The sequence below is a fragment of the Pseudomonas retamae genome (assembly GCF_043496865.1).
Taxonomy (GTDB): domain Bacteria; phylum Pseudomonadota; class Gammaproteobacteria; order Pseudomonadales; family Pseudomonadaceae; genus Aquipseudomonas; species Aquipseudomonas retamae.
The window spans coordinates 59,712-82,569 of sequence record NZ_JBIEIL010000015.1 but is presented as its reverse complement, the minus strand read 5'-3'; the positions used below and the strand labels follow the sequence as shown (position 1 = coordinate 82,569).

Below are 22,858 nucleotides of genomic sequence, written 5' to 3'. Positions count from 1 at the left end.
CTTGGGTATGAGGTGAAGCTATGTTAAACCGCGAGCTCGAAGTCACCCTCAATCTAGCCTTCAAGGAGGCTCGTTCGAAGCGTCATGAGTTCATGACCGTCGAACATCTCCTGTTGGCCCTATTGGACAATGAGGCTGCCGCCACCGTTTTGCGTGCCTGCGGCGCGAACCTCGACAAACTCAAGCATGATCTGCAGGAGTTCATCGACTCCACCACGCCATTGATCCCCGTCCATGACGAAGATCGCGAAACCCAGCCAACCCTGGGCTTTCAGCGTGTCCTGCAGCGTGCTGTTTTCCACGTACAGAGCTCGGGCAAACGCGAAGTGACTGGCGCCAACGTGCTGGTCGCCATCTTCAGTGAGCAAGAGAGTCAGGCCGTATTCCTGCTGAAGCAGCAGAGCGTTGCGCGCATTGATGTCGTCAACTACATCGCCCACGGCATTTCCAAAGTGCCGGGGCATGGCGATCACTCTGAAGGTGAACAAGATATGCAGGACGACGAGGGCGGTGAGTCTTCTTCTTCAGGCAATCCTCTGGATGCTTATGCCAGCAACCTCAACGAACTCGCACGCCAGGGTCGTATCGATCCGCTGGTCGGCCGTGAATCGGAAGTCGAGCGCGTCGCGCAGATTCTCGCGCGGCGCCGCAAAAACAATCCGCTGCTGGTCGGCGAGGCGGGCGTGGGTAAAACCGCGATTGCCGAAGGCCTGGCCAAGCGCATTGTCGACAACCAGGTGCCGGATCTGCTGGCGAACAGCGTCGTCTACTCGCTGGATCTTGGCGCGCTGCTGGCAGGCACCAAATACCGCGGTGATTTCGAGAAGCGCTTCAAGGCGTTGCTCAATGAGCTGAAAAAGCGTCCGCAGGCGATTCTGTTCATCGACGAGATCCACACCATTATCGGTGCCGGTGCTGCGTCTGGTGGCGTCATGGATGCTTCGAACCTGCTCAAGCCGCTGCTGTCGTCTGGCGACATTCGCTGCATCGGTTCGACCACGTTCCAGGAGTTCCGCGGCATCTTTGAGAAGGACCGTGCCCTGGCGCGTCGCTTCCAGAAGGTCGATGTGGTCGAACCGTCGGTGGAAGACACCATCGGGATCCTGCGTGGCCTGAAAGGGCGTTTCGAGCAGCACCACAATATCGAATACAGCGATGAGTCGTTGCGCGCCGCTGCCGAACTGGCTTCGCGCTACATCAATGACCGGCACATGCCGGACAAGGCCATCGATGTGATCGACGAGGCGGGCGCCTATCAGCGTCTGCAACCGGTCGAGATGCGCGTCAAGCGTATCGAAGTGCCGCAGGTCGAAGACATCGTGGCGAAAATCGCGCGGATTCCACCGAAGCACGTCACCAGTTCCGACAAGGAGCTGCTGCGTAATCTGGAGCGTGACCTGAAGCTGACGGTGTTTGGCCAGGACGCTGCGATCGATTCGCTGTCGACTGCAATCAAGTTGTCCCGTGCCGGGCTCAAATCGCCGGACAAGCCAGTCGGTTCGTTCCTGTTTGCAGGGCCGACCGGTGTGGGTAAAACCGAGGCCGCGCGGCAGTTGGCCAAGGCGTTGGGCATTGAGCTGGTGCGCTTCGACATGTCCGAGTACATGGAGCGTCACACTGTATCGCGTCTGATCGGTGCGCCTCCTGGTTATGTCGGCTTCGATCAGGGCGGTCTGTTGACCGAAGCGATCACCAAGCAGCCGCATTGCGTGTTGCTGCTCGATGAAATCGAGAAGGCGCATCCGGAAGTCTTCAACCTGCTGTTGCAGGTCATGGACCACGGTACGCTGACCGACAACAACGGGCGCAAGGCGGATTTCCGCAACGTGATCGTGATCATGACCACTAACGCCGGTGCCGAGACGGCGGCGCGCGCTTCGATCGGTTTCACCCATCAGGACCACTCGTCCGATGCGATGGAAGTGATCAAGAAGAGCTTTACGCCGGAGTTCCGTAACCGTCTGGACACCATTATCCAGTTTGGTCGCCTCAGTCATGAGGTCATCAAGAGCGTGGTGGACAAGTTCCTCACCGAGCTACAGGCGCAGTTGGAAGACAAGCGTGTGTTGCTTGAGGTGACCGATGCGGCGCGTAGTTGGCTGGCGGCCGGTGGTTATGACTCGGCAATGGGCGCGCGTCCAATGGCGCGTCTGATTCAGGACAAGATCAAGCGTCCGCTGGCAGAAGAGATTCTGTTTGGCGAGCTGGCCGAGCATGGCGGTGTGGTGCACATCGACATCAAGGATGGTGAGTTGACGTTTGACTTCGAGACCACGGCGGAGATGGCCTGACGGTTGTGGTTTAAGAGGGCGCCTTCGGGCGCCTTTTTTTTGTCTCGGGGTTGGGGGTATATCCGTTGCTTCGGGTGCTGCGGCTGGCGGTTTCGCCTGACGGCGACTCACTTTTTTTACAAACGGCTAAAAAAAGTAAGCAAAAAAACGCTTGCTCCTACGTTCGGCCCTCGCAGGCTCGGGTTCCTTCGCTCCGGGACTGATCCGGGCGCAGCGGCTACGGTTTGCTTCGCTGCACCTACTTCCGCTGTGTCTGGCTGCGCCAGACGGTCGCTGCGCTCCCACGCCCGGATCAATCCCTCCACTCAGCCTTCCGACGTCGCTGGTGACGCAAGATCAAAAGCACTCGAGCTGGCGCTCATTGTTGAGTGGTTAGTAGCGGGTGGTTGGCTTTGGATTTGCGGTGGATTCGCCCCTCACCCCAGCCCTCTCCCCCTGGAGAGGGAGCTGATCTGTGTTGGCTTTAAAATTGCGTACGACTAGGTATCGCAGGTCGGCGTAGCTTTCACATCCCCCACGGTCAGTCCCCTCTCCCTCCGGGAGAGGGCTAGGGTGAGGGGCTTTTGACGTTGCCTTTGATCTTAGGCAACTTCCACGCAGCCGCAGCAAATGGATCTGAAAAAAACCAAACCCCAGACACAAAAACGCCCGGCTAAAAGCCGGGCGTTTTGTATTGACTTGATTAGCGAGCGCGGTAGGTGATGCGCCCTTTGCTCAAGTCATAGGGCGTCAGTTCGACGCGCACTTTGTCACCGGTAAGAATACGAATGTAGTTCTTGCGCATCTTGCCGGAAATATGCGCGGTTACGACGTGCCCATTTTCCAACTCCACACGAAACATGGTGTTGGGCAGGGTGTCGACGACAGTGCCTTCCATTTCGAAGCTGTCTTCTTTCGACATGCAGTAAAGCCCTCGGTATCCAGTGAATGGCCCGGTGCAACTGCGCCAGGCAAAAGCGGCGTGCATTGTGCCCGAAAAATGGGGTTTAAGCCAAGGGGTTTGAGCTTTTGCTTTAGTTGAGGATGACCCAGCGCTGGTTGATCAGCAGTTCGATAGGGCGATATTGGGTCTTGTAGTTCATCTTTTTACAGTTCTTGATCCAGTACCCGAGGTAGACCGCCTCAAGCCCCAGGCGCTGACTCTCGGCGATTTGCCAGAGAATCGCGAAACGTCCCAGGCTGCGGCGTTCTTCGGCCGGTTCGTAAAAGGTGTAGACCGCCGACAGGCCGTTAGGCAGCAGATCGGTCACCGCTACCGCCAGCAACCGTCCGTCGAGTCGAAATTCGTAGAAGCGCGAGAAGGGCAGGTCGCGGACCAGAAAGGTCGAGAACTGATCGCGGCTTGGCGGGTACATGTCGCCGTCGGCGTGGCGTTGTTCGATGTAGCGCTGGTACAGGTCGAAATATTCTTCGCTGAATTGCGGCTTGGCCGGGCGTATCTGCAAATCGGCGTTGCGTTTGAAGATGCGTTTTTGCTGGCGGTTGGGCAGGAACTGCGCCACCGGAATGCGCGCAGGCACGCACGCATTGCAATTCTGGCAATGCGGACGGTACAGATGATCGCCGCTGCGACGAAAGCCCATTTCCGACAGGTCTGCGTAGACATGCACATCCATGGGCTGGCTCGGATCGAGAAACAGGGTCGTGGCCTGCTCCTCGGGCAGATAACTGCAGGAGTGGGGCTGAGTGGCATAGAACTTCAGGCGCGCCAACTCGGTCATGAATCAACCCTCGGAATAAGCTGGTGGATTAAGTGTAAGCCACCTGCGCAAAAGTCGCTCAGCAAACCCAGCTTGCCTGATTGGGCTGATCCAGATGGCGTGCCAGATAATCGGCAAATTGCTCGCGGGGAATCGCTCGTGCACCAAGGCTGTGCAGATGATCGGTCGGCATCTGGCAATCGATCAGCACAAAACCCGCTTCTCTGAGATGGCGCACCAGTGTGGCGAAGCCATATTTGGAGGCATTGTCAGCGCGGCTGAACATCGATTCACCGAAAAACAGCTGGCCCATCGCCAGACCGTACAGGCCGCCGACCAGTTCGCCCTGATCGTGCACTTCCACCGAATGGGCAAAGCCGCGACGATGCAGTTCGATGTAGGCGTCCTGCATGGCCTCGGTGATCCAGGTGCCGTCGGCGTAATCCCTGGGTGCGGCGCAGGCGCGAATCACGGCTTCGAAATCCTGATCGAAGGTCACTTGATAGCGTTCCTTGCGCAGCAGCTTGCCGAGGCTGCGCGAAACGTGCAGCTCGTCGGGAAACAGCACGGTGCGCGGGTCCGGCGACCACCAGAGAATCGGCTGGCCTTCGGAAAACCACGGAAAGCAGCCATGGCGATAAGCCTGAATCAGACGATCGGCAGACAGATCGCCACCGGCAGCGAGCAATCCGTTGGGCTCGCGCATGGCCTTTTCCAGTGGCGGGAAAGTCATGGAGTTGCGTTGTAACCAAGTCAGCATGGCATCCAGGCTTGCAAAAGGGGAGGGCGGTCGGGGCGTGCAGGCCCTGCGAAAGAGTTTGCCGCGAAACTCCGCCGATGTCCTGCACAGTTCTCTGGCGCAGTGAGTTTTGTGTTGCAACTTGGTATGTCTGTCGTGGTCGTAAGCGTCACTGTGAGGATGCGCGGTAAGCGTCGCTGTCGGGCAGATATCGGCTGCTTCGCTACGTTCATCAAATAGCCGTCATAAGCCTTTGTCACAAAAGGTAAATGCATGCTCAAATTGCGTCGCAGTCTCTGTGCGCCTGGCTATGCTCAATCACGGGGCTTGAAGCATGGCATCGAACGCACAAACCCGTACAATGGCGGGTTATCAGGCAATGTTGGCCATGTGCTGTGTTTATAAAAAGCGCGGCGTAATGTTAAAAGTAGTTCCGTTTGCGCTCGTTTGATTTTTTACCTGCCTGGATTGGGCAGTTTTTTATCGTCATTCAATAGATGGACGCGCCTTGTGCGCAGGAAAATAAGCGTTTTGAAGAAATCCACCGAAGCACCCAAAACAGTCGTTCCGCTCTGGCGTCAACAATTGCACTACCGGCTCAAGGAAGGTGCATTGATCGCCATCGGCGCCTTGTGCCTGTTCCTGATGATGGCTTTGCTGACCTACGGCAAGGACGACCCGGGCTGGAGCCACAACAGCAAGATCGATGACGTGCAGAATTTCGGCGGCCCGGCGGGCTCCTACAGCGCCGATATCCTGTTCATGGTGCTCGGTTACTTCGCCTACATCTTCCCGTTGCTGCTGGCGATCAAGGCCTATCAGATCTTCCGCCAGCGCCACGAGCCGTGGCAGTGGAGTGGCTGGCTGTTCTCCTGGCGCCTGATCGGTCTGGTATTTCTGGTGCTGTCCGGCGCGGCGCTGGCGCATCTGCATTTCCATGCCGCGTCCGGCCTGCCGGCAGGTGCCGGTGGTGCGTTGGGCGAAAGCCTCGGTAATCTGGCGAAGAATGCGCTGAACATTCAGGGCAGCACGCTGCTGTTCATCGCACTGTTCCTGTTCGGTCTGACGGTGTTCACCGATCTGTCGTGGTTCAAGGTGATGGACATCACCGGCAAGATCACCCTCGATCTGTTCGAGCTGTTTCAGGGTGCGCTCAATCGCTGGTGGGCGGCGCGCACCGAACGCAAGCAACTCGTCGCGCAACTGCGAGAGGTCGATGATCGTGTGCATGATGTGGTCGCGCCAACGGTCACCGATAAGCGCGAGCAGGCCAAAGTCAAAGAACGCCTGATCGAACGCGAGCAAGCCCTGAGCAAGCACATGTCCGATCGCGAGAAGCAGGTGCCGCCAGTGATCGCCCCGGCGCCGGCCAAGGCGCCCGAGCCAAGCAAGCGCGTGCAGAAAGAGAAGCAGGTGCCGTTGTTTGTCGACAGCGCCGTGGAAGGCACCTTGCCGCCGATCTCGATCCTCGATCCGGCGGAAAAAAAGCAACTCAACTATTCGCCGGAATCCCTGGCTGCGGTCGGGCATCTGCTGGAAATCAAACTCAAGGAGTTCGGTGTCGAAGTGGCGGTGGATTCAATCCATCCCGGCCCGGTCATTACCCGTTACGAAATCCAGCCTGCGGCAGGCGTCAAGGTCAGTCGCATCGCCAACCTGGCCAAGGATCTGGCGCGTTCGCTGGCGGTGACCAGCGTGCGGGTGGTTGAAGTGATTCCAGGCAAGACCACGGTCGGTATCGAGATTCCCAACGAAGACCGGCAGATTGTGCGTTTCTCCGAAGTGCTGTCGACGCCCGAGTACGACAACTTCAAATCGCCGGTCACCCTGGCCCTCGGCCACGATATCGGCGGCAAACCGGTCATCACCGACCTGGCGAAGATGCCGCACCTGCTGGTCGCCGGTACCACCGGTTCCGGTAAGTCCGTCGGTGTGAACGCAATGATCCTGTCGATCCTGTTCAAGTCCGGCCCGGAAGACGCCAAACTGATCATGATCGACCCGAAGATGCTTGAACTGTCGATCTACGAAGGCATTCCGCACCTGCTGTGCCCGGTTGTGACCGACATGAAAGACGCCGCCAACGCCCTGCGCTGGAGCGTTGCCGAAATGGAGCGTCGCTACAAGCTGATGGCCAAGATGGGCGTGCGCAACCTGTCCGGCTTCAACGCCAAGGTCAAGGAAGCCCAGGACGCCGGCGAGCCGTTGAGCGATCCGCTGTACAAGCGCGAAAGCATTCACGACGAAGCGCCGCTGCTGCAAAAACTGCCGACCATCGTTGTGGTGGTCGATGAATTCGCCGACATGATGATGATCGTCGGCAAGAAAGTTGAAGAGCTGATCGCCCGTATCGCACAAAAGGCCCGTGCCGCTGGCATTCACTTGATCCTCGCGACCCAGCGGCCATCGGTAGACGTGATCACCGGTCTGATCAAGGCCAACATTCCGACCCGTATGGCGTTCCAGGTGTCGAGCAAGATCGACTCGCGAACCATTATCGATCAGGGTGGCGCCGAACAACTGCTTGGCCACGGTGACATGCTGTACATGCCGCCGGGCACCAGTCTGCCGATCCGGGTTCACGGCGCGTTCGTGTCGGACGATGAAGTTCACCGTGTGGTCGAGGCGTGGAAACTGCGCGGCGCACCGGAATACAACGACGACATTCTCAACGGTGTCGAAGAAGCGGGCAGTGGTTTTGAAGGCAGCAGCGGTGGCGGCGACGGCGATGATCCGGAAGCCGATGCGTTGTATGACGAAGCCGTACAGTTTGTCCTCGAAAGCCGTCGTGCTTCGATTTCCGCGGTACAGCGCAAGCTGAAGATTGGCTACAACCGTGCTGCCCGAATGATCGAAGCCATGGAAATGGCCGGCGTCGTCACCTCGATGAACACCAACGGTTCCCGCGAGGTCCTGGCCCCGGGCCCGGTGCGCGACTGATTCGAAATGCCTTTTTGCACAAAGGATGGCGCAATGACGCGCCGTCCTCTCCCAACGAATATTCAAGAGGACTCCCATGCGTCTGATCCGCATGCTGTTGCCAGTACTGGCGCTGACCACCTTCACGGCCCACGCCGATGAAAAGGACGTGGCGCGTCTGACCCAATTGCTGGAAACATCCAAGACCCTGAGCGCGAACTTTTCGCAGCTGACCCTCGACGGCAGCGGCACCCAGTTGCAGGAAACCACCGGCAACATGACCCTGCAGCGTCCGGGCCTGTTCTACTGGCACACCAACGCCCCGGCTGAGCAGACCATGGTCTCCGATGGCAAGAAAGTCACCCTGTGGGACCCGGATCTGGAGCAGGCAACGATCAAGAAGCTGGACGAGCGCCTGACCCAGACCCCGGCGCTGCTGCTGTCCGGTGACGTGTCGAAGATCAGCCAGAGCTTTGACATCAGTGCGAAAGAGGCGGGCGGCGTGATCGACTTCACCCTCAAGCCGAAAACCAAAGACACCCTGTTCGACAACCTGCGCCTGTCGTTCCGCAACGGTCTGCTCAACGACATGCAATTGATCGACAGCGTCGGCCAGCGCACCAATATCCTGTTTACCGGGGTCAAGGCCAACGAAGCGGTGCCGGCCTCGAAATTCAAGTTCGACATTCCCAAGGGTGCCGACGTTATCCAGGAATAAACCCAAACCCCTCTGTGGGAGCGAGCCTGCTCGCGAATCAGGTGGTTCATTCAGCATTGATGTTGACTGATGTACCGCATTCGCGAGCAGGCTCGCTCCCACAGGGGCAATGATCGATCTCAAGATCAAATAGAGGTTTCAACGCTACGTGATGGATCTGTTTCGCAGTGCACCGATTGCCCAGCCACTGGCCGCGCGTTTGCGTGCGACCAATCTGGACGAGTACGTCGGTCAGGAACACGTGCTCGCGCGTGGCAAGCCGCTGCGTGAAGCGCTGGAGCAGGGTGCCCTGCATTCGATGATCTTCTGGGGGCCGCCGGGCGTGGGCAAGACCACCCTGGCGCGATTGCTCGCGGAAGTCTCAGATGCGCACTTCGAAACGGTCTCGGCGGTGCTCGCCGGGGTCAAGGAGATCCGTCAGGCCGTTGAAATCGCCAAGCAGCAGGCCGGCCAGTACGGCAAACGCACCATTCTGTTCGTCGATGAAGTCCACCGTTTCAACAAGTCCCAGCAGGACGCCTTCCTGCCTTACGTCGAAGACGGCACGCTGATTTTCATCGGCGCCACCACGGAAAACCCCTCGTTCGAACTCAACAACGCTTTGTTGTCGCGCGCCCGCGTTTATGTGCTGAAAAGCCTCGACGAAGCGGCGCTGCGCAAGCTGGTGGGCCGCGCGCTGAGCGAAGAGCGCGGCCTCGGCAAGCGCAACCTGACCCTCAGCGATGAAGGTTTTCAGATGCTGCTGTCTGCCGCCGACGGCGATGGTCGGCGCCTGCTCAATCTGCTGGAGAACGCCTCGGACCTGGCAGAAGACAACAGCGAGATCGGCACCGATCTGTTGCAAAGCCTGCTCGGCGATACCCGTCGCCGGTTCGACAAGGGCGGCGAAGCGTTCTATGACCAGATTTCTGCACTGCACAAGTCAGTGCGTGGTTCCAATCCTGACGGCGCGCTGTACTGGTTCGCGCGGATGATCGACGGCGGTTGCGATCCGCTGTACCTGGCCCGACGCGTGGTGCGCATGGCCAGCGAAGACATCGGCAATGCTGACCCGCGCGCGCTGAGCCTGTGCCTGGCGGCGTGGGAAGTGCAAGAGCGTCTCGGCAGTCCGGAAGGCGAGCTGGCGGTGGCTCAGGCCATCACTTATCTGGCCTGTGCGCCGAAAAGCAACGCGGTGTACATGGGCTTCAAGACCGCCCTGCGTGCCGCTGCCGAAAACGGCTCGCTGGAAGTACCGCTGCACCTGCGCAATGCGCCGACCAAACTGATGAAGCAATTGGGCTATGGCGACGAATACCGCTACGCCCACGACGAGCCGGATGCCTACGCGGCCGGCGAAGACTATTTCCCGGAAGAACTTGAACCGATCCCGTTCTATCAGCCCGTGCCGCGTGGTCTGGAATTGAAGATCGGCGAAAAGCTCAATCACCTCGCTCAACTCGATCGCCTGAGCCCTCGGCAGCGGAGAAAATAGTGGTCCCATTGATCGTTGCGGTGTCTGTCGGCGGGATGGCCGGAACCTTGCTGCGCTTCGCCACCGGCAACTGGATCAGCGCCAATTGGCCGCGGCACTTCTATACCGCGACGCTGGCCGTTAATATCGTGGGCTGTCTGCTGATTGGCGTGTTGTACGGCCTGTTTTTGATACGCCCGGAGGTGCCGATTGAGGTGCGCGCCGGGTTGATGGTCGGCTTCCTCGGGGGGCTGACGACTTTTTCATCCTTTTCACTGGATACGGTGCGCCTGCTGGAAAGCGGGCAGGTGCCGCTGGCCCTGGGCTATGCGGCACTCAGCGTATTCGGCGGGCTGCTCGCGACGTGGGCTGGCCTGTCCCTGACCAAACTTTGATAACGAGAAACCGACATGCTCGATTCCAAACTGTTACGTAGCAACCTTCAGGACGTAGCGGACCGCCTGGCTTCCCGTGGCTTTGCCCTGGACACCGCGCGCATCGAAGCGCTGGAAGAACAGCGCAAGACCGTCCAGACCCGCACCGAAGCACTGCAGGCTGAACGTAACGCGCGCTCCAAATCCATCGGTCAGGCCAAGCAACGCGGCGAAGACATCGCGCCGCTGATGGCGGACGTCGAGCGCATGGCGGGCGAGTTGAGCGCCGGTAAAGTCGAGCTGGACGCGATCCAGACCGAACTGGACTCGATCCTGCTGGGCATTCCCAACCTGCCGCACGAATCGGTGCCGGTCGGCAAGGACGAAGACGACAACGTCGAAGTGCGCCGCTGGGGCACCCCGACGCAGTTTGATTTCGAAGTGAAAGACCACGTTGCCTTGGGCGAGAAGTTCGGCTGGCTGGATTTCGAAACCGCAGCCAAGTTGTCCGGCGCACGTTTCGCCCTGCTGCGTGGCCCGATCGCTCGTCTGCACCGCGCGCTGGCGCAGTTCATGATCAACCTGCACGTCAACGAGCACGGCTACGAAGAGGCGTACACGCCTTATCTGGTTCAGGCGCCGGCGCTGCAAGGCACCGGTCAGCTGCCGAAGTTCGAGGAAGACCTGTTCAAGATCGCTCGCGAAGGCGAAGCCGATCTGTACCTGATCCCGACCGCCGAAGTGTCGCTGACCAACATCGTTGCCGGCGAAATCGTCGACTCGAAGCTGCTGCCGATCAAATTCGTTGCCCACACTCCGTGCTTCCGTAGCGAAGCCGGCGCGTCGGGGCGCGACACGCGCGGCATGATCCGTCAGCACCAGTTCGACAAAGTCGAAATGGTCCAGATCGTGGAGCCGTCGCAGTCGATGGAAGCGCTGGAAGGCCTGACCGCCAACGCGGAAAAAGTCCTGCAACTGCTGGGTCTGCCATACCGCACCCTGGCGCTGTGCACCGGCGACATGGGCTTCAGCGCGGTCAAGACCTACGACCTGGAAGTGTGGATCCCGAGCCAGGACAAATACCGCGAAATTTCCTCGTGCTCGAACTGCGGCGACTTCCAGGCCCGCCGCATGCAGGCGCGTTTCCGCAACCCGGAAACCGGCAAGCCTGAACTGGTACACACCTTGAACGGTTCGGGTCTGGCGGTCGGTCGGACGCTGGTGGCGGTGCTGGAAAACTACCAGCAGGCCGACGGTTCGATCCGCGTGCCGGACGTACTCAAGCCGTACATGGGTGGCCTTGAGGTCATCGGTTAAATGAAATATCTGCCGCTGTTTCACAACCTGCGCGGCAGTCGTGTGTTGGTGGTCGGTGGTGGGGAAATTGCCTTGCGCAAATCCCGCCTGCTGGCCGATGCCGGTGCGCTGCTGCGGGTGGTCGCACCTGAAATCGAACCGCAACTGGCCGAACTCGTCGCTGCCAGTGGCGGCGAGTGCGTGTTGCGCGGTTACGTTGAAGCGGATCTCGATGGGTGCGGGCTGATCATCGCCGCCACCGACGACGAAACGCTCAATGCGCAAGTCTCGACGGATGCGCATCGACGTTGCGTACCGGTCAATGTGGTCGACGCGCCCGCTCTGTGCAGCGTGATCTTCCCGGCGATCGTCGATCGCTCGCCGTTGATCATTGCCGTGTCCAGCGGCGGCGACGCGCCAGTGCTGGCGCGCTTGATTCGAGCCAAGATCGAAACCTGGATTCCATCGACTTACGGTCATCTGGCCGGGCTCGCTGCGCGGTTTCGCAATCAGGTGAAAAACCTGTTTCCGGATGTGCAGCAGCGTCGCGGTTTTTGGGAAGATGTGTTTCAGGGGCCGATTGCCGATCGGCAGCTGGCCGGGCAGGGCGCCGAAGCCGAGCGCCTGCTGCAAGCGAAGATCGATGGCGAAGCGATGGTCACCACCGGCGAGGTTTATCTGGTCGGTGCCGGGCCGGGCGATCCGGACTTGCTGACGTTCAAGGCCTTGCGGCTGATGCAGCAGGCCGATGTGGTGCTCTACGACCGCCTGGTGGCTCCGGCAATCCTCGAACTGTGCCGTCGCGATGCCGAGCGGGTGTACGTCGGCAAGCGCCGTTCCGAGCATGCGGTGCCGCAGGAGCAGATCAATCAGCAACTGGTCGATCTGGCCAAGGCCGGCAAGCGTGTCGTGCGGCTGAAGGGCGGCGACCCGTTCATTTTCGGGCGTGGCGGCGAAGAGATCGAAGAACTCGCGGCCCACGGCATTCCGTTCCAGGTCGTGCCGGGGATCACCGCCGCCAGCGGTTGCGCGGCATATGCCGGGATACCGTTGACCCACCGCGACCACGCGCAATCGGTACGCTTCGTTACCGGCCACTTGAAGGACGGTTCCACCGATCTGCCATGGTCCGACCTGGTCGCGCCGGCGCAGACGCTGGTGTTCTACATGGGCCTGGTGGGGCTGCCGATCATCTGCGAGCAGTTGATCAAGCACGGTCGTTCGGCGGATACCCCGGCAGCATTGATTCAGCAGGGCACCACGGTCAATCAGCGGGTTTTTACCGGTACGCTGGCCGATCTGCCGCGACTGGTGGCGGAGCATGAAGTGCATGCCCCGACACTGGTAATCGTCGGTGAAGTGGTGCAATTGCGCGAGAAACTGGCGTGGTTTGAAGGGGCTCAGGCGCAGGTCTAGAAATACTGAGTCGCCCCATTCGCGAGCAGGCTCGCTCCCACATTGGATCTGTGTCGTTTACAAATCCCCTGTGGGAGCGAGCCTGCTCGCGAAGAGGCCCTAAAGAACACAGAACCAATCAGCCTCTGCGCCAAACCCCTTTCCCGATCAACCGCGACCGATCATGCGCCACGCTGAAATTCTGCTCCGGCCCCTTCGGCACCACGCCCGTCGGGTTGATCGTCTTGTGACTGCCGTAGTAATGATTTTTGATGTGCTGAAAATCCACCGTCTCGGCAACACCGTCGACCTGATACATCTCCCGCAACCAGTTCGACAGATTCGGGTAATCGGCAATCCGCCGCAGGTTGCACTTGAAGTGGCCGTGGTACACCGCATCGAAACGAATCATCGTGGTGAACAGACGCACATCGGCTTCCGTCAGGTATTCGCCCGCCAGATAACGATTGGCGCCCAACAGCTGTTCCAGATGATCAAGTTCGGCGAATACCTCATCGAATGCTTGTTCATAAGCCTGCTGCGACGTGGCGAAGCCGGCGCGATACACGCCGTTGTTCACTGCCGGATAGATGCGCTCGTTCAGCGCATCGATTTCGCTGCGTAACGGCGCCGGGTAGAAGTCGAGGTCGTTGCCGGTCAGCGCGTCGAAAGCGCTGTTGAACATGCGGATGATTTCCGCGGATTCGTTGCTGACGATGCGCTTGAGCTTCTTGTCCCACAGCACAGGGACCGTGACGCGCCCGGTGTAATCCGGCGTGTCGGCGGTGTAGCGTTGATGCATGTAATCGAAGCCGTCGAGCTTGTCGCCGGTCGAGCCGAGGGCCTTGTCGAAGGTCCAGCCGTTTTCCAGCATCAACCAACTGACCACCGAGACGTCGATCAGACTCTCCAGGCCTTTGAGCTTGCGCAGGATCAGGGTGCGATGCGCCCACGGACAGGCGAGCGAAACATAGAGATGATAGCGCCCGGCTTCGGCCGCAAAGCCGCCGTCACCACTGGGGCCGGGCTGGCCGTCGGCGGTGACCCAGTTGCGGCGTTGAGCCTGTTCGCGCTGAAACGCGCCGTCCTTGCTGCTTTCGTACCACTTGTCCTGCCAGTGGCCATCGACGAGTAAACCCATGATCCAGACTCCGTAAACCAATATTCATTGGAGCCGAGTCTATTCCGATGAGTTCGAACAAAAAGCGCAAAGATCGGGCGTGAATGATCGGTTAAATCGATTTGTCTCGCGCGGCCCAGTACTGCTCAGCCGTGGCGAAGGCTTGCTCCCGGCTGTCACCGAGGCCGCGCAAGGCCAGTGCCATGGTCGCGATCAAAGCCATTTGCGGATAGCTGTCGACCACGTCGCCACGCCATACCGCTTTCAAATGCTCGATTTCCAGCGTCGCCGGTTTTACATGGCGTTGCGCCGACAGCTGCGGCCATTCCTCGTCCCAGCTCTGCCCGCCCGTGGTGCCGTAGAGGTGGCTGGCGGCGTCCGGGTTGATCTCGACTTCGCCGCCATCACCCTTGACCACGATCGCGGTGTCGCCGAGCAAACCGCTGGCATCGCGATGCACTGCCTGGTAGCCGGGATGGAAAATGCTTTGCAGGCCGCATCGCGCGCCCAGCGGGTTGAGAATCCGTGCCAGTGAATGAATCGGCGAGCGCAAGCCCAGCGTATTGCGCAGGTCGATCATCTTTTGCAGCTGAGGCGCCCAGTCCATCAGCGGCATGAACGCCAGCCCGCCGTTATCCAGTGCCTCGCCGACCTGCGACCAAGAGCGGCACAGCGGGATATTCAGTTCGCCCAACAGCTGTTCGCTGTACAGACGCCCGGCGGTATGCGCGCCGCCGCCATGCATGAAGATGCGCACGCCATTCTGCGCCAGGCACTTGGCGGTCAGCAGATACCACGGCAAGTGACGTTTTTTTCCGGCATAGGTCGGCCAGTCGAGGTCAACGTTCAGGGCTGGCGCTTGCAAGCGTTCGCGCAGGGCTTCGGTGAAACCGGCCATTTCCTCGGCGCTTTCTTCCTTGTGCCGCAGCAACATCAGGAAGGCGCCGAGCTGGGTGTCTTCGACCGTGTCATCGAGCACCATGCCCATGGCTTCACGGGCCTCCTCGCGCGTCAGATCACGCGCGCCGCGCTTGCCTTTGCCGAGAATGCGCACGAACTGCGCGAACGGATGCTCGGCGGGCGTTTCGAGGGTCAATGCTGGGAAGTCGGTCATAAACAATTCGTCGGTTTGGGCAGGCCCGCCAGTTTTGCGGCGAGTTTGGCAGGGGTGCCTTTGAACAGTCGGTTCAGGTGCAGGCTGTTGCCTTTGTCCCCGCCGAGTTTCAGCGCGGTGTACTTGATCAGGGGGCGAGTAGCCGGCGACAGCTGAAATTCGGCATAGAAGCTACGCAGCAATTCGAGGATTTCCCAGTGCTCGGCTGTCAACTCGATATCTTCTGCGGCGGCCAGGGCGCTGGCGACTTCGGTCGACCAGTCGCTCAGATCGACGAGAAAGCCGTCCTTGTCCAGTTCGATGGCGCGAGCGCCGACGGTCAACGCACTCATAACCAGCTGTTGACCTTGTCGTGGTGGATCGACAGCTCGACGAAGGCCGGGTAGTCGATGGCTTCGGCCCAGTCCGGAATCTCGATCGCACGTGCCTGAACATCTTCAAGTAACACGAACAGGCTGATTTTTTTGTCTTGCAGAGCGGAAAACGGTGCACTACCCGGTTGCAGCGCGTACACCGCATCGCCGGACAGCAGCAACGCATCAGCACTGCCGAGCAAGCGCAGGCAACTGTTCAGGCGATCATCGCCGAAAGGGGAGTGAGACAACACGTGCAAAGTCGACATCAGAGGGTGATCACCTGGTCGTAGCGGTCAATAAGGACGGTGATGTGCTCGGCAGAGAGCGCCTGCGCTTCGTCCAGCGAGAGTTTTCCGAGCCCACGAGCGCTGGCGCTGTCTGCGCAATAAAACAGCTCCTCGACACCAAACATCGGCAGCGCTTGCAGATTGGCGCTGAGGTCTTTCTGCTGCAGCGCTTTGGCGTTCTGCCCCGAGGCCAGCTGCAGCACGCCGTCATCGAGAAACAGCAGACCGATCGGCAGATCGAACGCGCCACCAGCCAGCACGATGTCCAGCGCTTCGCGAGCGCCGGGGCCAGACCAAGGTGATTGACGGCTGATGATCAACAGTGATTTGGCCATTTACGCGCCTCCGAAGCAGATCAGGCGATCAGCATCCTGCACCGCGTCATGCAACTGACCCAGGCCGGACAATTCCCACGGCGCGCTGATGGAAACCGCATCACGCTGGTAGCGCTTGGCTTCCTCAGCGTTCAACGCACCACGGCGCAGGGCGGCGGCGATGCACACCACGCCGTCGAGTTTTTGCTCAGTGATAAAGGTCCGCCATTGCTTGGGCAAGTCCAGTTCGTCCTGCGGCGTGACCAGCGCGTCCGAGGCGTTATAGACGCCATCCTGATAGAAAAACAGCCGGACAATCTCATGCCCGCCGGCCAGCGCTGCCTGGGCAAACAGCAGGGCGCGGCGCGAGGAGGGCGCATGGGCGGCGGAAAACAGCGCAATGGCGAATTTCATGACGGACTCGATCAGCAAAACTGCGGCCATGATAAAGCTTTATGCAGGCTGCCGCGAAACCGAAGTTGATGCATATCCCTGTAGGAGTGAGCCTGCTCGCGATAGCGGTGTGTCGTTCACAAGATATTCGCCTGACACACCGCTATCGCGAGCAGGCTCACTCTTACGATTGATTACGGCTTGATGCCATACAAATCACAATACTCCAGCCAGTCCATCCCGGCCATTTCCGCGACTTCGCGGTGCACTTCCAGGCGTTGCGCCTGATAGTCCTCAGGCGAATCAGCGGTCAGTTGCAACGTCAGCTCCCAGGCAAACAACCCCTGACGTTCCGCCTCGGCTTCAAACGCTTCGTGCAGTCGCTCTTCGCGATACTGCGCCTGGGTTTCACCCTTGGCCTGCGCCAGTAACGGGTTGAGGTGGTCGAGGGTGTCGCGCAGTTCGGGACGTGCGTCGAGAAACAATTTCAGAGCATGCTCATGTCGCTGATCGGTAGGCGCCATGTGTTTTCCTTGTGAGGCTGATGACCTTAGGGTGCCGCAGCGGCTTGCACCTGTCGCGTTATAAATACAGTAAAGCAGAACGACTTCGGCGATTGCGGTGATACAGTCCGCTTTTTTGCCAATGAGCGAATGTGATGCGAATTCTGATGGTAGCGCTGGCGGCCACGATGCTCGCCGGCTGTGCGGGTTCGGTGATGAACGATGCGCGGACCAAAACCCCTTATAAGGTGCTGTCCTCGGACAAGGCCGAAAAAATCGTCGCGCAGTGCGTGCAGTTTGGCTGGCAGGATGAGGCGGTGTTCGGCGTGGATGCAGCGGCCTACATGGAACCGCGCAACGCAGGTGGCACGACGGTGTACACGCGTTCGGCCGAGTCGTTCGTCGATGTGATTACCAATGCGTCCGGCACGACGCTGAATTATTACGCGCAACAAGACGATTTTGTTGCCAAGCGCCGGTTGGCGGCGCTGGCGACCTGTCTGTAAGCAATAGCGTTGAGCCCTGGGCTGCCATGGCTCACGCCAACTTTGTTCTGTGTCGATCACAAATCAAAGGTGGGAGCGAGCCTGCTCGCGAATGGGGGCGGCACGTTCAATCGATCAGCCGCTTCTGGAAGAAATGCCGTTTGTGTCCCGGTGGATAGTCGACGATCTCACCAAATTGGCTATACCCGAGCTTCTTGTAGAACTCAGGCGCCTGAAAGTCGAACGTGTCGAGCCAGGCGCCGATGCAACCTTTCTCCCGCGCGAGATCTTCGGCCATGCGCATCAGCTTCGAGCCAATGCCTTGGCCTCGGCCTGCTTCAGGTACGGAGAGCAGATCGACGAACAGCCATTGGCACGCGAGCCGTCCATACAGTCCACCTAAAATCTGACCGTCATCGTCTCGTACCAGCAGGGTCAGGGGCTGTGAAACCGCAATGCCGGCCTTCGCCACGTTGTAGGCATGTAGCGGCGCCAGAATGGCGTTTCGTTCGTCTTCCGTGGAATTTTCTGACAGCTCGATACGCAAATTCATGCAGGACTTCCTTGTTGTAGGAACTTGCAGACTATCCTGACCATCGGTCATTTTCCAAGCGCTTGCCTACGCTTTGGAACCGCTTCGCTTGCGCCGGGGTCTAGCGTTTACAGCGTCATTTCCGAACGCCGCCAACAAGGACCCCCATGAATATTTTCGAAGCCCTGCGTGAAAGCCACGAGCGCCAGCGCAGCTACGCCAAAGCCCTGATTGAAACCAGCGGCGACAGTCCTGAGCGGGTCGAGGCCTACAAACAGCTCAAAGCGGAACTGCAAGCCCACGAAACCGCGGAAGAGCGCCATTTCTATATTCCGTTGATGGCGATGGACGAAGGCGTAGACCTAAGCCGTCATGCCATCTCCGAGCACCATGAAATGGACGAAATGATGGAAGAACTCGACGAGACCGAGATGTCCAGCCCGGCCTGGCTGGCGACGGCGAAGAAGCTGTCGGACAAGGTTCATCATCATCTCGAGGAAGAAGAGCATAAGTTCTTTCAGATGGCTGGAAAGCTTCTAGATGAGAAGCAGAAAGAGCAGTTGGCTGGGGCGTATGAGAAGGAGTTTCAGGCGCAGCTCACCTGAATACCGGGATGGCAGCCCTTGTAGTGTTGGCGTGTAATCTTTTGCCGTTATCGCGCGTGGGTGTTGTCGTCTATGACTGTATACCTATCCAGTATTTGCGGCGTTTGGTTGGCAGCAATTCGCTGACCGCGACAAATTCGCCAATGGACAAAAAATTCACCTCCGTTAGCTTGAAGTCCTCTCCTCGGGAAGGAGAGTCATCAATCAATGGAGTGAAAATCATGAATCAGGCAATACCAGAAAACCAATTGAAACACGGTCGCGTGACGTCTCCAGCCAGTCGCGGTGCGGTGGCCATCGATCTCGGCTTGCTGGGTGGCTGGCAGGTCAACGAGATGGAGGGTGGCAAGAACTTTCCGGCGCTGGTGGCAGGGCCGTTTCCGCCACCGTATGAAACCGACTCGGCCAGCGTTGCGCCACCTGCCGACGGTTACATCCTCAGCGGCGGGAAGGACGATGCACGCGACTGTGTGAACTTCACCGATGCCGAGATGAGCATTAAGCTCGGTCGTCCGTTTGCATGGCCGCTGCTCAATGTCACCGCCGGTCAAACCCTGCAGGTTAAATGGGAATACACCGCGCCGCACACCACCCGTGGTTATCGCTGGTTGATTACCCGGGATGGCTGGGATCCGCAGCAACGTATCACCCGGGCGCAACTCGAGGCGCAACCGTTTTTCGAGGACTTCTATCCGCAGGTCCCGTATTACAGCCATGCGGGGGAATTGAAAGCCAAGGTCGACCACGAGGTGATACTGCCAGCAAGCAAAAAGGGTCGTCACGTCATCGTGCTGATGTGGATCGTTGCCAATACTGGTAATGCGTTTTATCAGGCGTTTGATGTGGATTTTAAATGAAGGGTGATGGCCTCGAGAATAATTGCTTGAAAGGATCAAGCAGTGCTCCATAACGACTTATCAGTGGAGACTTCATGGTTAATTAACGGTAAATGAACGAGCCCGGTAGCGCTGCCGGGCTTTTGTTCAAAGGGCTATGCGTCATTGGAAAACAGAGCAAGCAACGCCTCCAGCTCGAGGTCGCTCAGGTACTCGAGGAGTTTTCGCTTGAGTTGCACATCAGCGAGGAGGGTGAGGAAGCAGGCAGCGCCTGTAGGAAGCTTCGACATGCTTCGTGGGGCGATATATGGTTGGCTTTTTTCGTTCAAATAACCGGGCATTTGCAGGCCCGGAGGCCATCAATGACTAAAGGATCAGGCGTCATGTCCAACACAGCCGAGCGGGTCAATATCGTCGACACTCAGGTGTTGTCCCACGACTGGTATTTATTGAAGAAGATCACCTTTGACTATCACCGCAACAATGGCGAATGGCAGCGTCAGACCCGTGAGGTCTACGATCGCGGTAACGGCGCGGCGATTCTGCTGTTCAACCGCGACAAACGCACGGTGGTACTGACCCGGCAGTTCCGCTTGCCGGTGTTCGTCAACGGGCATGACGGTTTGCTGATCGAAGTGGCGGCCGGGTTGCTTGAAGGTGCCGCGCCGGAGCAACGTATTCGCGATGAAGCCGAAGAAGAAACCGGTTATCGCGTGCATGATGTGAAGAAGGTGTTCGAGGCTTACATGAGCCCGGGTTCGGTGACGGAAAAGCTGCACTTTTTCATCGCCGAATACGACGCGGCCTCGAAGGTCGGTGATGGTGGCGGGCTGGAGGAGGAAACCGAAGAGCTGGAGGTGTTGGAGTGGGCATTCGACGAGGCGCTGGCGGCGTTTCAGCGCGGTGAGATCTGCGATGCCAAAACCATCATGCTGTTGCAGTACGCGGCGATGAATAATCTGTTTGGCGGGTGAATCAGAACAGCTCGCCGGTTTTGCCAATGGGCGACCACTGGCCACCCTCAAGGGTCAGCAGTCGCTCTTTTGCTTCAAGCCCGCCGGCGAAGCCGGTGAGTTTTCCCGACGCGCCGATCACCCGGTGACACGGCGCAACGATGGAGATCGGATTGCGCCCGTTCGCGGCGCCCACGGCCCGTACGGCAGTGGGGTTGCCGATCTGCTCGGCGATCTGGCTGTAGGTGCGGGTTTCGCCGAAAGGAATGGTCAGTAGCGCAGCCCAGACTTGCTGCTGAAAAGGCGTGCCAGTGAAGTCGAGTTCCAGCTCAAAGTGAATGCGGGTGCCGGAAAAATATTCTTCCAGTTGCCGCGCAGCGTTTTGCAGGAGCGGATTGTCCGGCGCTTCGCTCATTGGCCCGAGGCGTACCCGGTTGGGTTTGTCGTTTTCCCAGAGGATGGCCGCCAGTCGCGATCCGTTCGCGACCAGCTTCAGCTCGCCGACCGGCGAGGGCAGGGTGATGAATGTGTACGGCATCAATGCAACCCCGCTGAAAAGTGTGAACAGCGTCCAGCATACCGGCGGCGCAGGGAGGCGCAATATGTAAAGCCGACCATACTGCTGATTGCGCTTGAAACGCTGCACCTGATTTTGCGCCGTCCCCTAAAACAAAAAAGAGATCGACTCATGAAGTACGAACCTTTGACCAGGTCGCTGATTGCGACGTCCCTGGCACTCAGCTGTCTGATGGCTCACGCAGCGTCGGTGGCGCCGGTTGCCGCCGAAAACGGCATGGTGGTCACCGCACAACATCTGGCCACGCATGTCGGCGTCGATGTGTTGAAAAGCGGCGGCAATGCCGTCGATGCGGCGGTCGCGGTGGGCTATGCGCTGGCGGTGGTGTATCCCGCGGCAGGCAACCTCGGCGGCGGTGGTTTCATGACCATTCAATTGGCGGACGGACGCAAGACCTTTCTCGATTTTCGCGAAAAAGCGCCGCTGGCGGCAACGGCGAACATGTACCTGGACAAGGACGGCAATGTTATCCCAGAGCTGAGTACCCGCGGTCATCTGGCGGTTGGCGTGCCGGGGACCGTGTCCGGCATGGAGCTGGCATTGAGCAAGTACGGGACCAAATCACGCAAGGAAATGATCGCGCCGGCAATCAAACTGGCCGAGGACGGTTTTGCATTGGAGCAGGGCGATGTCGAGTTGCTGGAGTACGCGACCGACGTGTTCAAAAAGGACATGCGTGATTCCGGTTCGATTTTCCTGCACAACGGCGAACCGATGCAGGTCGGGCAAAAACTGGTGCAGAAGGATCTTGGCAAAACCCTGCGCAGCATTTCCGAAAAAGGCGCCGACGGCTTCTACAAAGGTTGGGTCGCGGATGCGATCGTGACCTCCAGTCAGGCCAACAAAGGCATCATCACTCAGGCCGACCTCGACAAATACAAGACTCGCGAATTGGCTCCGGTGGAATGCGATTACCGCGGTTATCACGTGGTTTCGGCACCGCCGCCAAGCTCCGGTGGCGTGGTGATCTGTCAGATCATGAATATCCTCGAAGGCTATCCAATGAAAGAGCTGGGCTTCCATTCCGCCCAGGGCATGCATTACCAGATCGAGGCGATGCGCCACGCTTATGTGGATCGCAACAGCTACCTCGGCGATCCGGACTTCGTCAAAAACCCGATCGAACATCTGCTGGACAAGAACTACGCGACCAAACTGCGCGACGCGATCCAGCCGCAGAAGGCCGGCGTATCGACCGAACTGAAACCCGGCGTCGCGCCACATGAGGGCAGCAACACCACGCATTACTCGATTGTCGACAAGTGGGGCAATGCGGTATCGGTCACCTACACCCTCAACGACTGGTTCGGCGCGGGCGTGATGGCGAGCAAGACCGGAGTGATCCTCAACGACGAAATGGACGACTTCACTTCCAAGGTCGGTGTGCCGAACATGTACGGCCTGGTGCAGGGCGAAGCGAATGCCATCGCGCCGGGCAAGGCGCCGTTGTCGTCGATGAGCCCGACCATTGTCACCAAGGACGGCAAAGTGGTGATGGTAGTCGGTACGCCCGGTGGCAGCCGGATCATTACCGCGACCTTGCTGACGATGCTCAACGTCATCGATTACGGCATGGGCTTGCAGGAAGCCGTCGACGCGCCGCGCTTCCACCAGCAGTGGATGCCCGAAGAAACCAACCTCGAAGGCTTCGCCGCCAGTCCCGACACGAAAAAGTTGCTGGAGAGCTGGGGTCACAAATTCGCCGGCCCGCAGGACCCTAACCATATCGCCGCGATTCTGGTCGGCGCGCCATCGCTCGGTGGCAAGCCGGTCGGCAAGAACCGCTTTTACGGTGCCAACGATCCACGGCGCAATACCGGGTTGTCATTGGGCTACTGAGCGGAGTAAAAAGGGGCGGGCTCAGGTCCGCCCCATTTTCAAGGACTGATCAAGGAAGG

Annotated in this window: 24 protein-coding genes; 12 read left to right on the top strand and 12 right to left on the bottom strand. The window is 59.1% G+C overall.

Features of this window, described 5'->3' with window-relative positions; all coding sequences use genetic code 11:
• Positions 1-20 precede the first annotated feature (20 nt).
• Positions 21-2,291, top strand: a complete 2,271-nt coding sequence (gene clpA, locus ACGSLL_RS24705; RefSeq protein WP_007964841.1) for an ATP-dependent Clp protease ATP-binding subunit ClpA — start codon at positions 21-23, stop codon at positions 2,289-2,291.
• A gap of 682 nt (positions 2,292-2,973) precedes the next feature.
• On the opposite strand, the gene infA is transcribed toward clpA, so the two are convergent.
• From infA to aat, 3 genes are all read right to left on the bottom strand, one after another.
• Complete coding sequence (gene infA, locus ACGSLL_RS24700; RefSeq protein ID WP_002553999.1) at positions 2,974-3,192, bottom strand: translation initiation factor IF-1; 219 nt, start codon at positions 3,190-3,192, stop codon at positions 2,974-2,976.
• A 112-nt stretch (positions 3,193-3,304) separates the two neighbouring features.
• Positions 3,305-4,012, bottom strand: coding sequence for an arginyltransferase (locus ACGSLL_RS24695; protein WP_332769754.1), 708 nt, complete (start codon positions 4,010-4,012; stop codon positions 3,305-3,307).
• Positions 4,013-4,070: 58 nt separating this feature from the next.
• Entirely contained in the window at positions 4,071-4,751 is a 681-nt protein-coding gene (gene aat, locus ACGSLL_RS24690; protein ID WP_394508305.1) for a leucyl/phenylalanyl-tRNA--protein transferase, read from the bottom strand.
• A gap of 489 nt (positions 4,752-5,240) precedes the next feature.
• Between aat and ACGSLL_RS24685 the strand changes: the two genes are divergently transcribed.
• The 6 genes from ACGSLL_RS24685 to cysG all read left to right on the top strand — a co-directional run bounded on the left by ACGSLL_RS24685 (position 5,241) and on the right by cysG (position 12,906).
• On the top strand, positions 5,241-7,670 hold the full coding sequence (locus ACGSLL_RS24685) for a DNA translocase FtsK (protein WP_394508304.1): 2,430 nt from the start codon (positions 5,241-5,243) through the stop codon (positions 7,668-7,670).
• 76 nt (positions 7,671-7,746) lie between these two features.
• Complete coding sequence (gene lolA, locus ACGSLL_RS24680) at positions 7,747-8,367, top strand: outer membrane lipoprotein chaperone LolA (RefSeq protein ID WP_208940636.1); 621 nt, start codon at positions 7,747-7,749, stop codon at positions 8,365-8,367.
• 151 nt (positions 8,368-8,518) lie between these two features.
• Positions 8,519-9,841 (top strand): replication-associated recombination protein A, encoded by a 1,323-nt coding sequence (locus tag ACGSLL_RS24675; RefSeq protein ID WP_090284341.1) that lies wholly within the window; start codon positions 8,519-8,521, stop codon positions 9,839-9,841.
• Positions 9,841-10,215, top strand: a complete 375-nt coding sequence (gene crcB / locus ACGSLL_RS24670; protein WP_208940637.1) for a fluoride efflux transporter CrcB — start codon at positions 9,841-9,843, stop codon at positions 10,213-10,215. The genes ACGSLL_RS24675 and crcB overlap by 1 nt, the downstream gene beginning before the upstream one ends.
• Before the next feature lie 15 nt (positions 10,216-10,230).
• On the top strand, positions 10,231-11,511 hold the full coding sequence (gene serS, locus ACGSLL_RS24665) for a serine--tRNA ligase (protein WP_125927824.1): 1,281 nt from the start codon (positions 10,231-10,233) through the stop codon (positions 11,509-11,511).
• Positions 11,512-12,906, top strand: coding sequence for a siroheme synthase CysG (gene cysG, locus ACGSLL_RS24660; protein WP_090284335.1), 1,395 nt, complete (start codon positions 11,512-11,514; stop codon positions 12,904-12,906).
• A gap of 118 nt (positions 12,907-13,024) precedes the next feature.
• Here the strand turns inward: cysG and ACGSLL_RS24655 are convergent, their stop codons facing one another.
• The 7 genes from ACGSLL_RS24655 to ACGSLL_RS24625 form a co-directional block, all read right to left on the bottom strand.
• Positions 13,025-14,026: a glutathione S-transferase family protein gene (locus ACGSLL_RS24655; RefSeq protein ID WP_394508303.1), complete on the bottom strand. Its 1,002-nt coding sequence runs from the start codon at positions 14,024-14,026 to the stop codon at positions 13,025-13,027.
• Between the two features lie 91 nt (positions 14,027-14,117).
• On the bottom strand, positions 14,118-15,119 hold the full coding sequence (locus ACGSLL_RS24650) for a glycosyl transferase family protein (RefSeq protein WP_394508302.1): 1,002 nt from the start codon (positions 15,117-15,119) through the stop codon (positions 14,118-14,120).
• Positions 15,116-15,451, bottom strand: a complete 336-nt coding sequence (locus tag ACGSLL_RS24645; RefSeq protein WP_394508301.1) for a TusE/DsrC/DsvC family sulfur relay protein — start codon at positions 15,449-15,451, stop codon at positions 15,116-15,118. Before ACGSLL_RS24645 ends, ACGSLL_RS24650 begins: the two co-directional genes overlap by 4 nt.
• Positions 15,448-15,741 carry a sulfurtransferase complex subunit TusB gene (gene tusB / locus ACGSLL_RS24640; RefSeq protein WP_394508300.1) on the bottom strand — a complete coding sequence of 98 codons (294 nt, stop codon included), beginning with the start codon at positions 15,739-15,741 and terminating at the stop codon, positions 15,448-15,450. Before tusB ends, ACGSLL_RS24645 begins: the two co-directional genes overlap by 4 nt.
• Positions 15,741-16,097, bottom strand: a complete 357-nt coding sequence (gene tusC, locus ACGSLL_RS24635) for a sulfurtransferase complex subunit TusC (RefSeq protein ID WP_394508299.1) — start codon at positions 16,095-16,097, stop codon at positions 15,741-15,743. The genes tusB and tusC overlap by 1 nt, the downstream gene beginning before the upstream one ends.
• Positions 16,098-16,490, bottom strand: coding sequence for a sulfurtransferase complex subunit TusD (gene tusD, locus ACGSLL_RS24630; RefSeq protein ID WP_394508298.1), 393 nt, complete (start codon positions 16,488-16,490; stop codon positions 16,098-16,100).
• Positions 16,491-16,663: 173 nt separating this feature from the next.
• Positions 16,664-16,993, bottom strand: a complete 330-nt coding sequence (locus ACGSLL_RS24625; RefSeq protein ID WP_394508297.1) for a DUF6388 family protein — start codon at positions 16,991-16,993, stop codon at positions 16,664-16,666.
• A 134-nt stretch (positions 16,994-17,127) separates the two neighbouring features.
• On the opposite strand from ACGSLL_RS24625, the gene ACGSLL_RS24620 reads away from it, so the two are divergent.
• A complete protein-coding gene (locus tag ACGSLL_RS24620; RefSeq protein ID WP_394508296.1) occupies positions 17,128-17,478 on the top strand; it encodes a hypothetical protein in 351 nt (116 codons plus the stop codon).
• 106 nt (positions 17,479-17,584) lie between these two features.
• On the opposite strand, the gene ACGSLL_RS24615 is transcribed toward ACGSLL_RS24620, so the two are convergent.
• Entirely contained in the window at positions 17,585-18,010 is a 426-nt protein-coding gene (locus tag ACGSLL_RS24615; protein WP_394508295.1) for a GNAT family N-acetyltransferase, read from the bottom strand.
• A 146-nt stretch (positions 18,011-18,156) separates the two neighbouring features.
• On the opposite strand from ACGSLL_RS24615, the gene ACGSLL_RS24610 reads away from it, so the two are divergent.
• The 3 genes from ACGSLL_RS24610 to ACGSLL_RS24600 all read left to right on the top strand — a co-directional run bounded on the left by ACGSLL_RS24610 (position 18,157) and on the right by ACGSLL_RS24600 (position 20,404).
• The gene (locus ACGSLL_RS24610; protein ID WP_394508294.1) at positions 18,157-18,594 is read left to right on the top strand and encodes a hemerythrin domain-containing protein; all 438 of its coding nucleotides are present in this window, start codon (positions 18,157-18,159) and stop codon (positions 18,592-18,594) included.
• Between the two features lie 221 nt (positions 18,595-18,815).
• Positions 18,816-19,451 carry a lytic polysaccharide monooxygenase auxiliary activity family 9 protein gene (locus ACGSLL_RS24605; RefSeq protein WP_394508293.1) on the top strand — a complete coding sequence of 212 codons (636 nt, stop codon included), beginning with the start codon at positions 18,816-18,818 and terminating at the stop codon, positions 19,449-19,451.
• A 362-nt stretch (positions 19,452-19,813) separates the two neighbouring features.
• A complete protein-coding gene (locus ACGSLL_RS24600) occupies positions 19,814-20,404 on the top strand; it encodes an NUDIX domain-containing protein (RefSeq protein WP_394508292.1) in 591 nt (196 codons plus the stop codon).
• 1 nt (position 20,405) lies between these two features.
• On the opposite strand, the gene ACGSLL_RS24595 is transcribed toward ACGSLL_RS24600, so the two are convergent.
• Positions 20,406-20,921 (bottom strand): methylated-DNA--[protein]-cysteine S-methyltransferase, encoded by a 516-nt coding sequence (locus ACGSLL_RS24595; protein WP_394508291.1) that lies wholly within the window; start codon positions 20,919-20,921, stop codon positions 20,406-20,408.
• Between the two features lie 150 nt (positions 20,922-21,071).
• Here ACGSLL_RS24595 and ggt point away from each other — a divergent pair, with 150 nt between their 5' ends.
• The gene (gene ggt / locus ACGSLL_RS24590) at positions 21,072-22,799 is read left to right on the top strand and encodes a gamma-glutamyltransferase (RefSeq protein ID WP_394508290.1); all 1,728 of its coding nucleotides are present in this window, start codon (positions 21,072-21,074) and stop codon (positions 22,797-22,799) included.
• Positions 22,800-22,858: the final 59 nt, after the last annotated feature.

Excerpts from the sequence above, each read along its gene's own strand:
- clpA (WP_007964841.1), top strand. The coding sequence starts at position 21 with ATGTTAAACCGCGAGCTCGAAGTCACCCTCAATCTAGCCTTCAAGGAG.
- infA (WP_002553999.1), bottom strand. The coding sequence starts at position 3,192 with ATGTCGAAAGAAGACAGCTTCGAAATGGAAGGCACTGTCGTCGACACC.
- ACGSLL_RS24695 (WP_332769754.1), bottom strand. The coding sequence starts at position 4,012 with ATGACCGAGTTGGCGCGCCTGAAGTTCTATGCCACTCAGCCCCACTCC.
- aat (WP_394508305.1), bottom strand. The coding sequence starts at position 4,751 with ATGCTGACTTGGTTACAACGCAACTCCATGACTTTCCCGCCACTGGAA.
- lolA (WP_208940636.1), top strand. The coding sequence starts at position 7,747 with ATGCGTCTGATCCGCATGCTGTTGCCAGTACTGGCGCTGACCACCTTC.
- ACGSLL_RS24675 (WP_090284341.1), top strand. The coding sequence starts at position 8,519 with ATGGATCTGTTTCGCAGTGCACCGATTGCCCAGCCACTGGCCGCGCGT.
- serS (WP_125927824.1), top strand. The coding sequence starts at position 10,231 with ATGCTCGATTCCAAACTGTTACGTAGCAACCTTCAGGACGTAGCGGAC.
- cysG (WP_090284335.1), top strand. The coding sequence starts at position 11,512 with ATGAAATATCTGCCGCTGTTTCACAACCTGCGCGGCAGTCGTGTGTTG.
- ACGSLL_RS24655 (WP_394508303.1), bottom strand. The coding sequence starts at position 14,026 with ATGGGTTTACTCGTCGATGGCCACTGGCAGGACAAGTGGTACGAAAGC.
- ACGSLL_RS24650 (WP_394508302.1), bottom strand. The coding sequence starts at position 15,119 with ATGACCGACTTCCCAGCATTGACCCTCGAAACGCCCGCCGAGCATCCG.
- ACGSLL_RS24645 (WP_394508301.1), bottom strand. The coding sequence starts at position 15,451 with ATGAGTGCGTTGACCGTCGGCGCTCGCGCCATCGAACTGGACAAGGAC.
- tusB (WP_394508300.1), bottom strand. The coding sequence starts at position 15,741 with ATGTCGACTTTGCACGTGTTGTCTCACTCCCCTTTCGGCGATGATCGC.
- tusC (WP_394508299.1), bottom strand. The coding sequence starts at position 16,097 with ATGGCCAAATCACTGTTGATCATCAGCCGTCAATCACCTTGGTCTGGC.
- tusD (WP_394508298.1), bottom strand. The coding sequence starts at position 16,490 with ATGAAATTCGCCATTGCGCTGTTTTCCGCCGCCCATGCGCCCTCCTCG.
- ACGSLL_RS24625 (WP_394508297.1), bottom strand. The coding sequence starts at position 16,993 with ATGGCGCCTACCGATCAGCGACATGAGCATGCTCTGAAATTGTTTCTC.
- ACGSLL_RS24620 (WP_394508296.1), top strand. The coding sequence starts at position 17,128 with ATGCGAATTCTGATGGTAGCGCTGGCGGCCACGATGCTCGCCGGCTGT.
- ACGSLL_RS24615 (WP_394508295.1), bottom strand. The coding sequence starts at position 18,010 with ATGAATTTGCGTATCGAGCTGTCAGAAAATTCCACGGAAGACGAACGA.
- ACGSLL_RS24610 (WP_394508294.1), top strand. The coding sequence starts at position 18,157 with ATGAATATTTTCGAAGCCCTGCGTGAAAGCCACGAGCGCCAGCGCAGC.
- ACGSLL_RS24605 (WP_394508293.1), top strand. The coding sequence starts at position 18,816 with ATGAATCAGGCAATACCAGAAAACCAATTGAAACACGGTCGCGTGACG.
- ACGSLL_RS24600 (WP_394508292.1), top strand. The coding sequence starts at position 19,814 with ATGTCCAACACAGCCGAGCGGGTCAATATCGTCGACACTCAGGTGTTG.
- ACGSLL_RS24595 (WP_394508291.1), bottom strand. The coding sequence starts at position 20,921 with ATGCCGTACACATTCATCACCCTGCCCTCGCCGGTCGGCGAGCTGAAG.
- ggt (WP_394508290.1), top strand. The coding sequence starts at position 21,072 with ATGAAGTACGAACCTTTGACCAGGTCGCTGATTGCGACGTCCCTGGCA.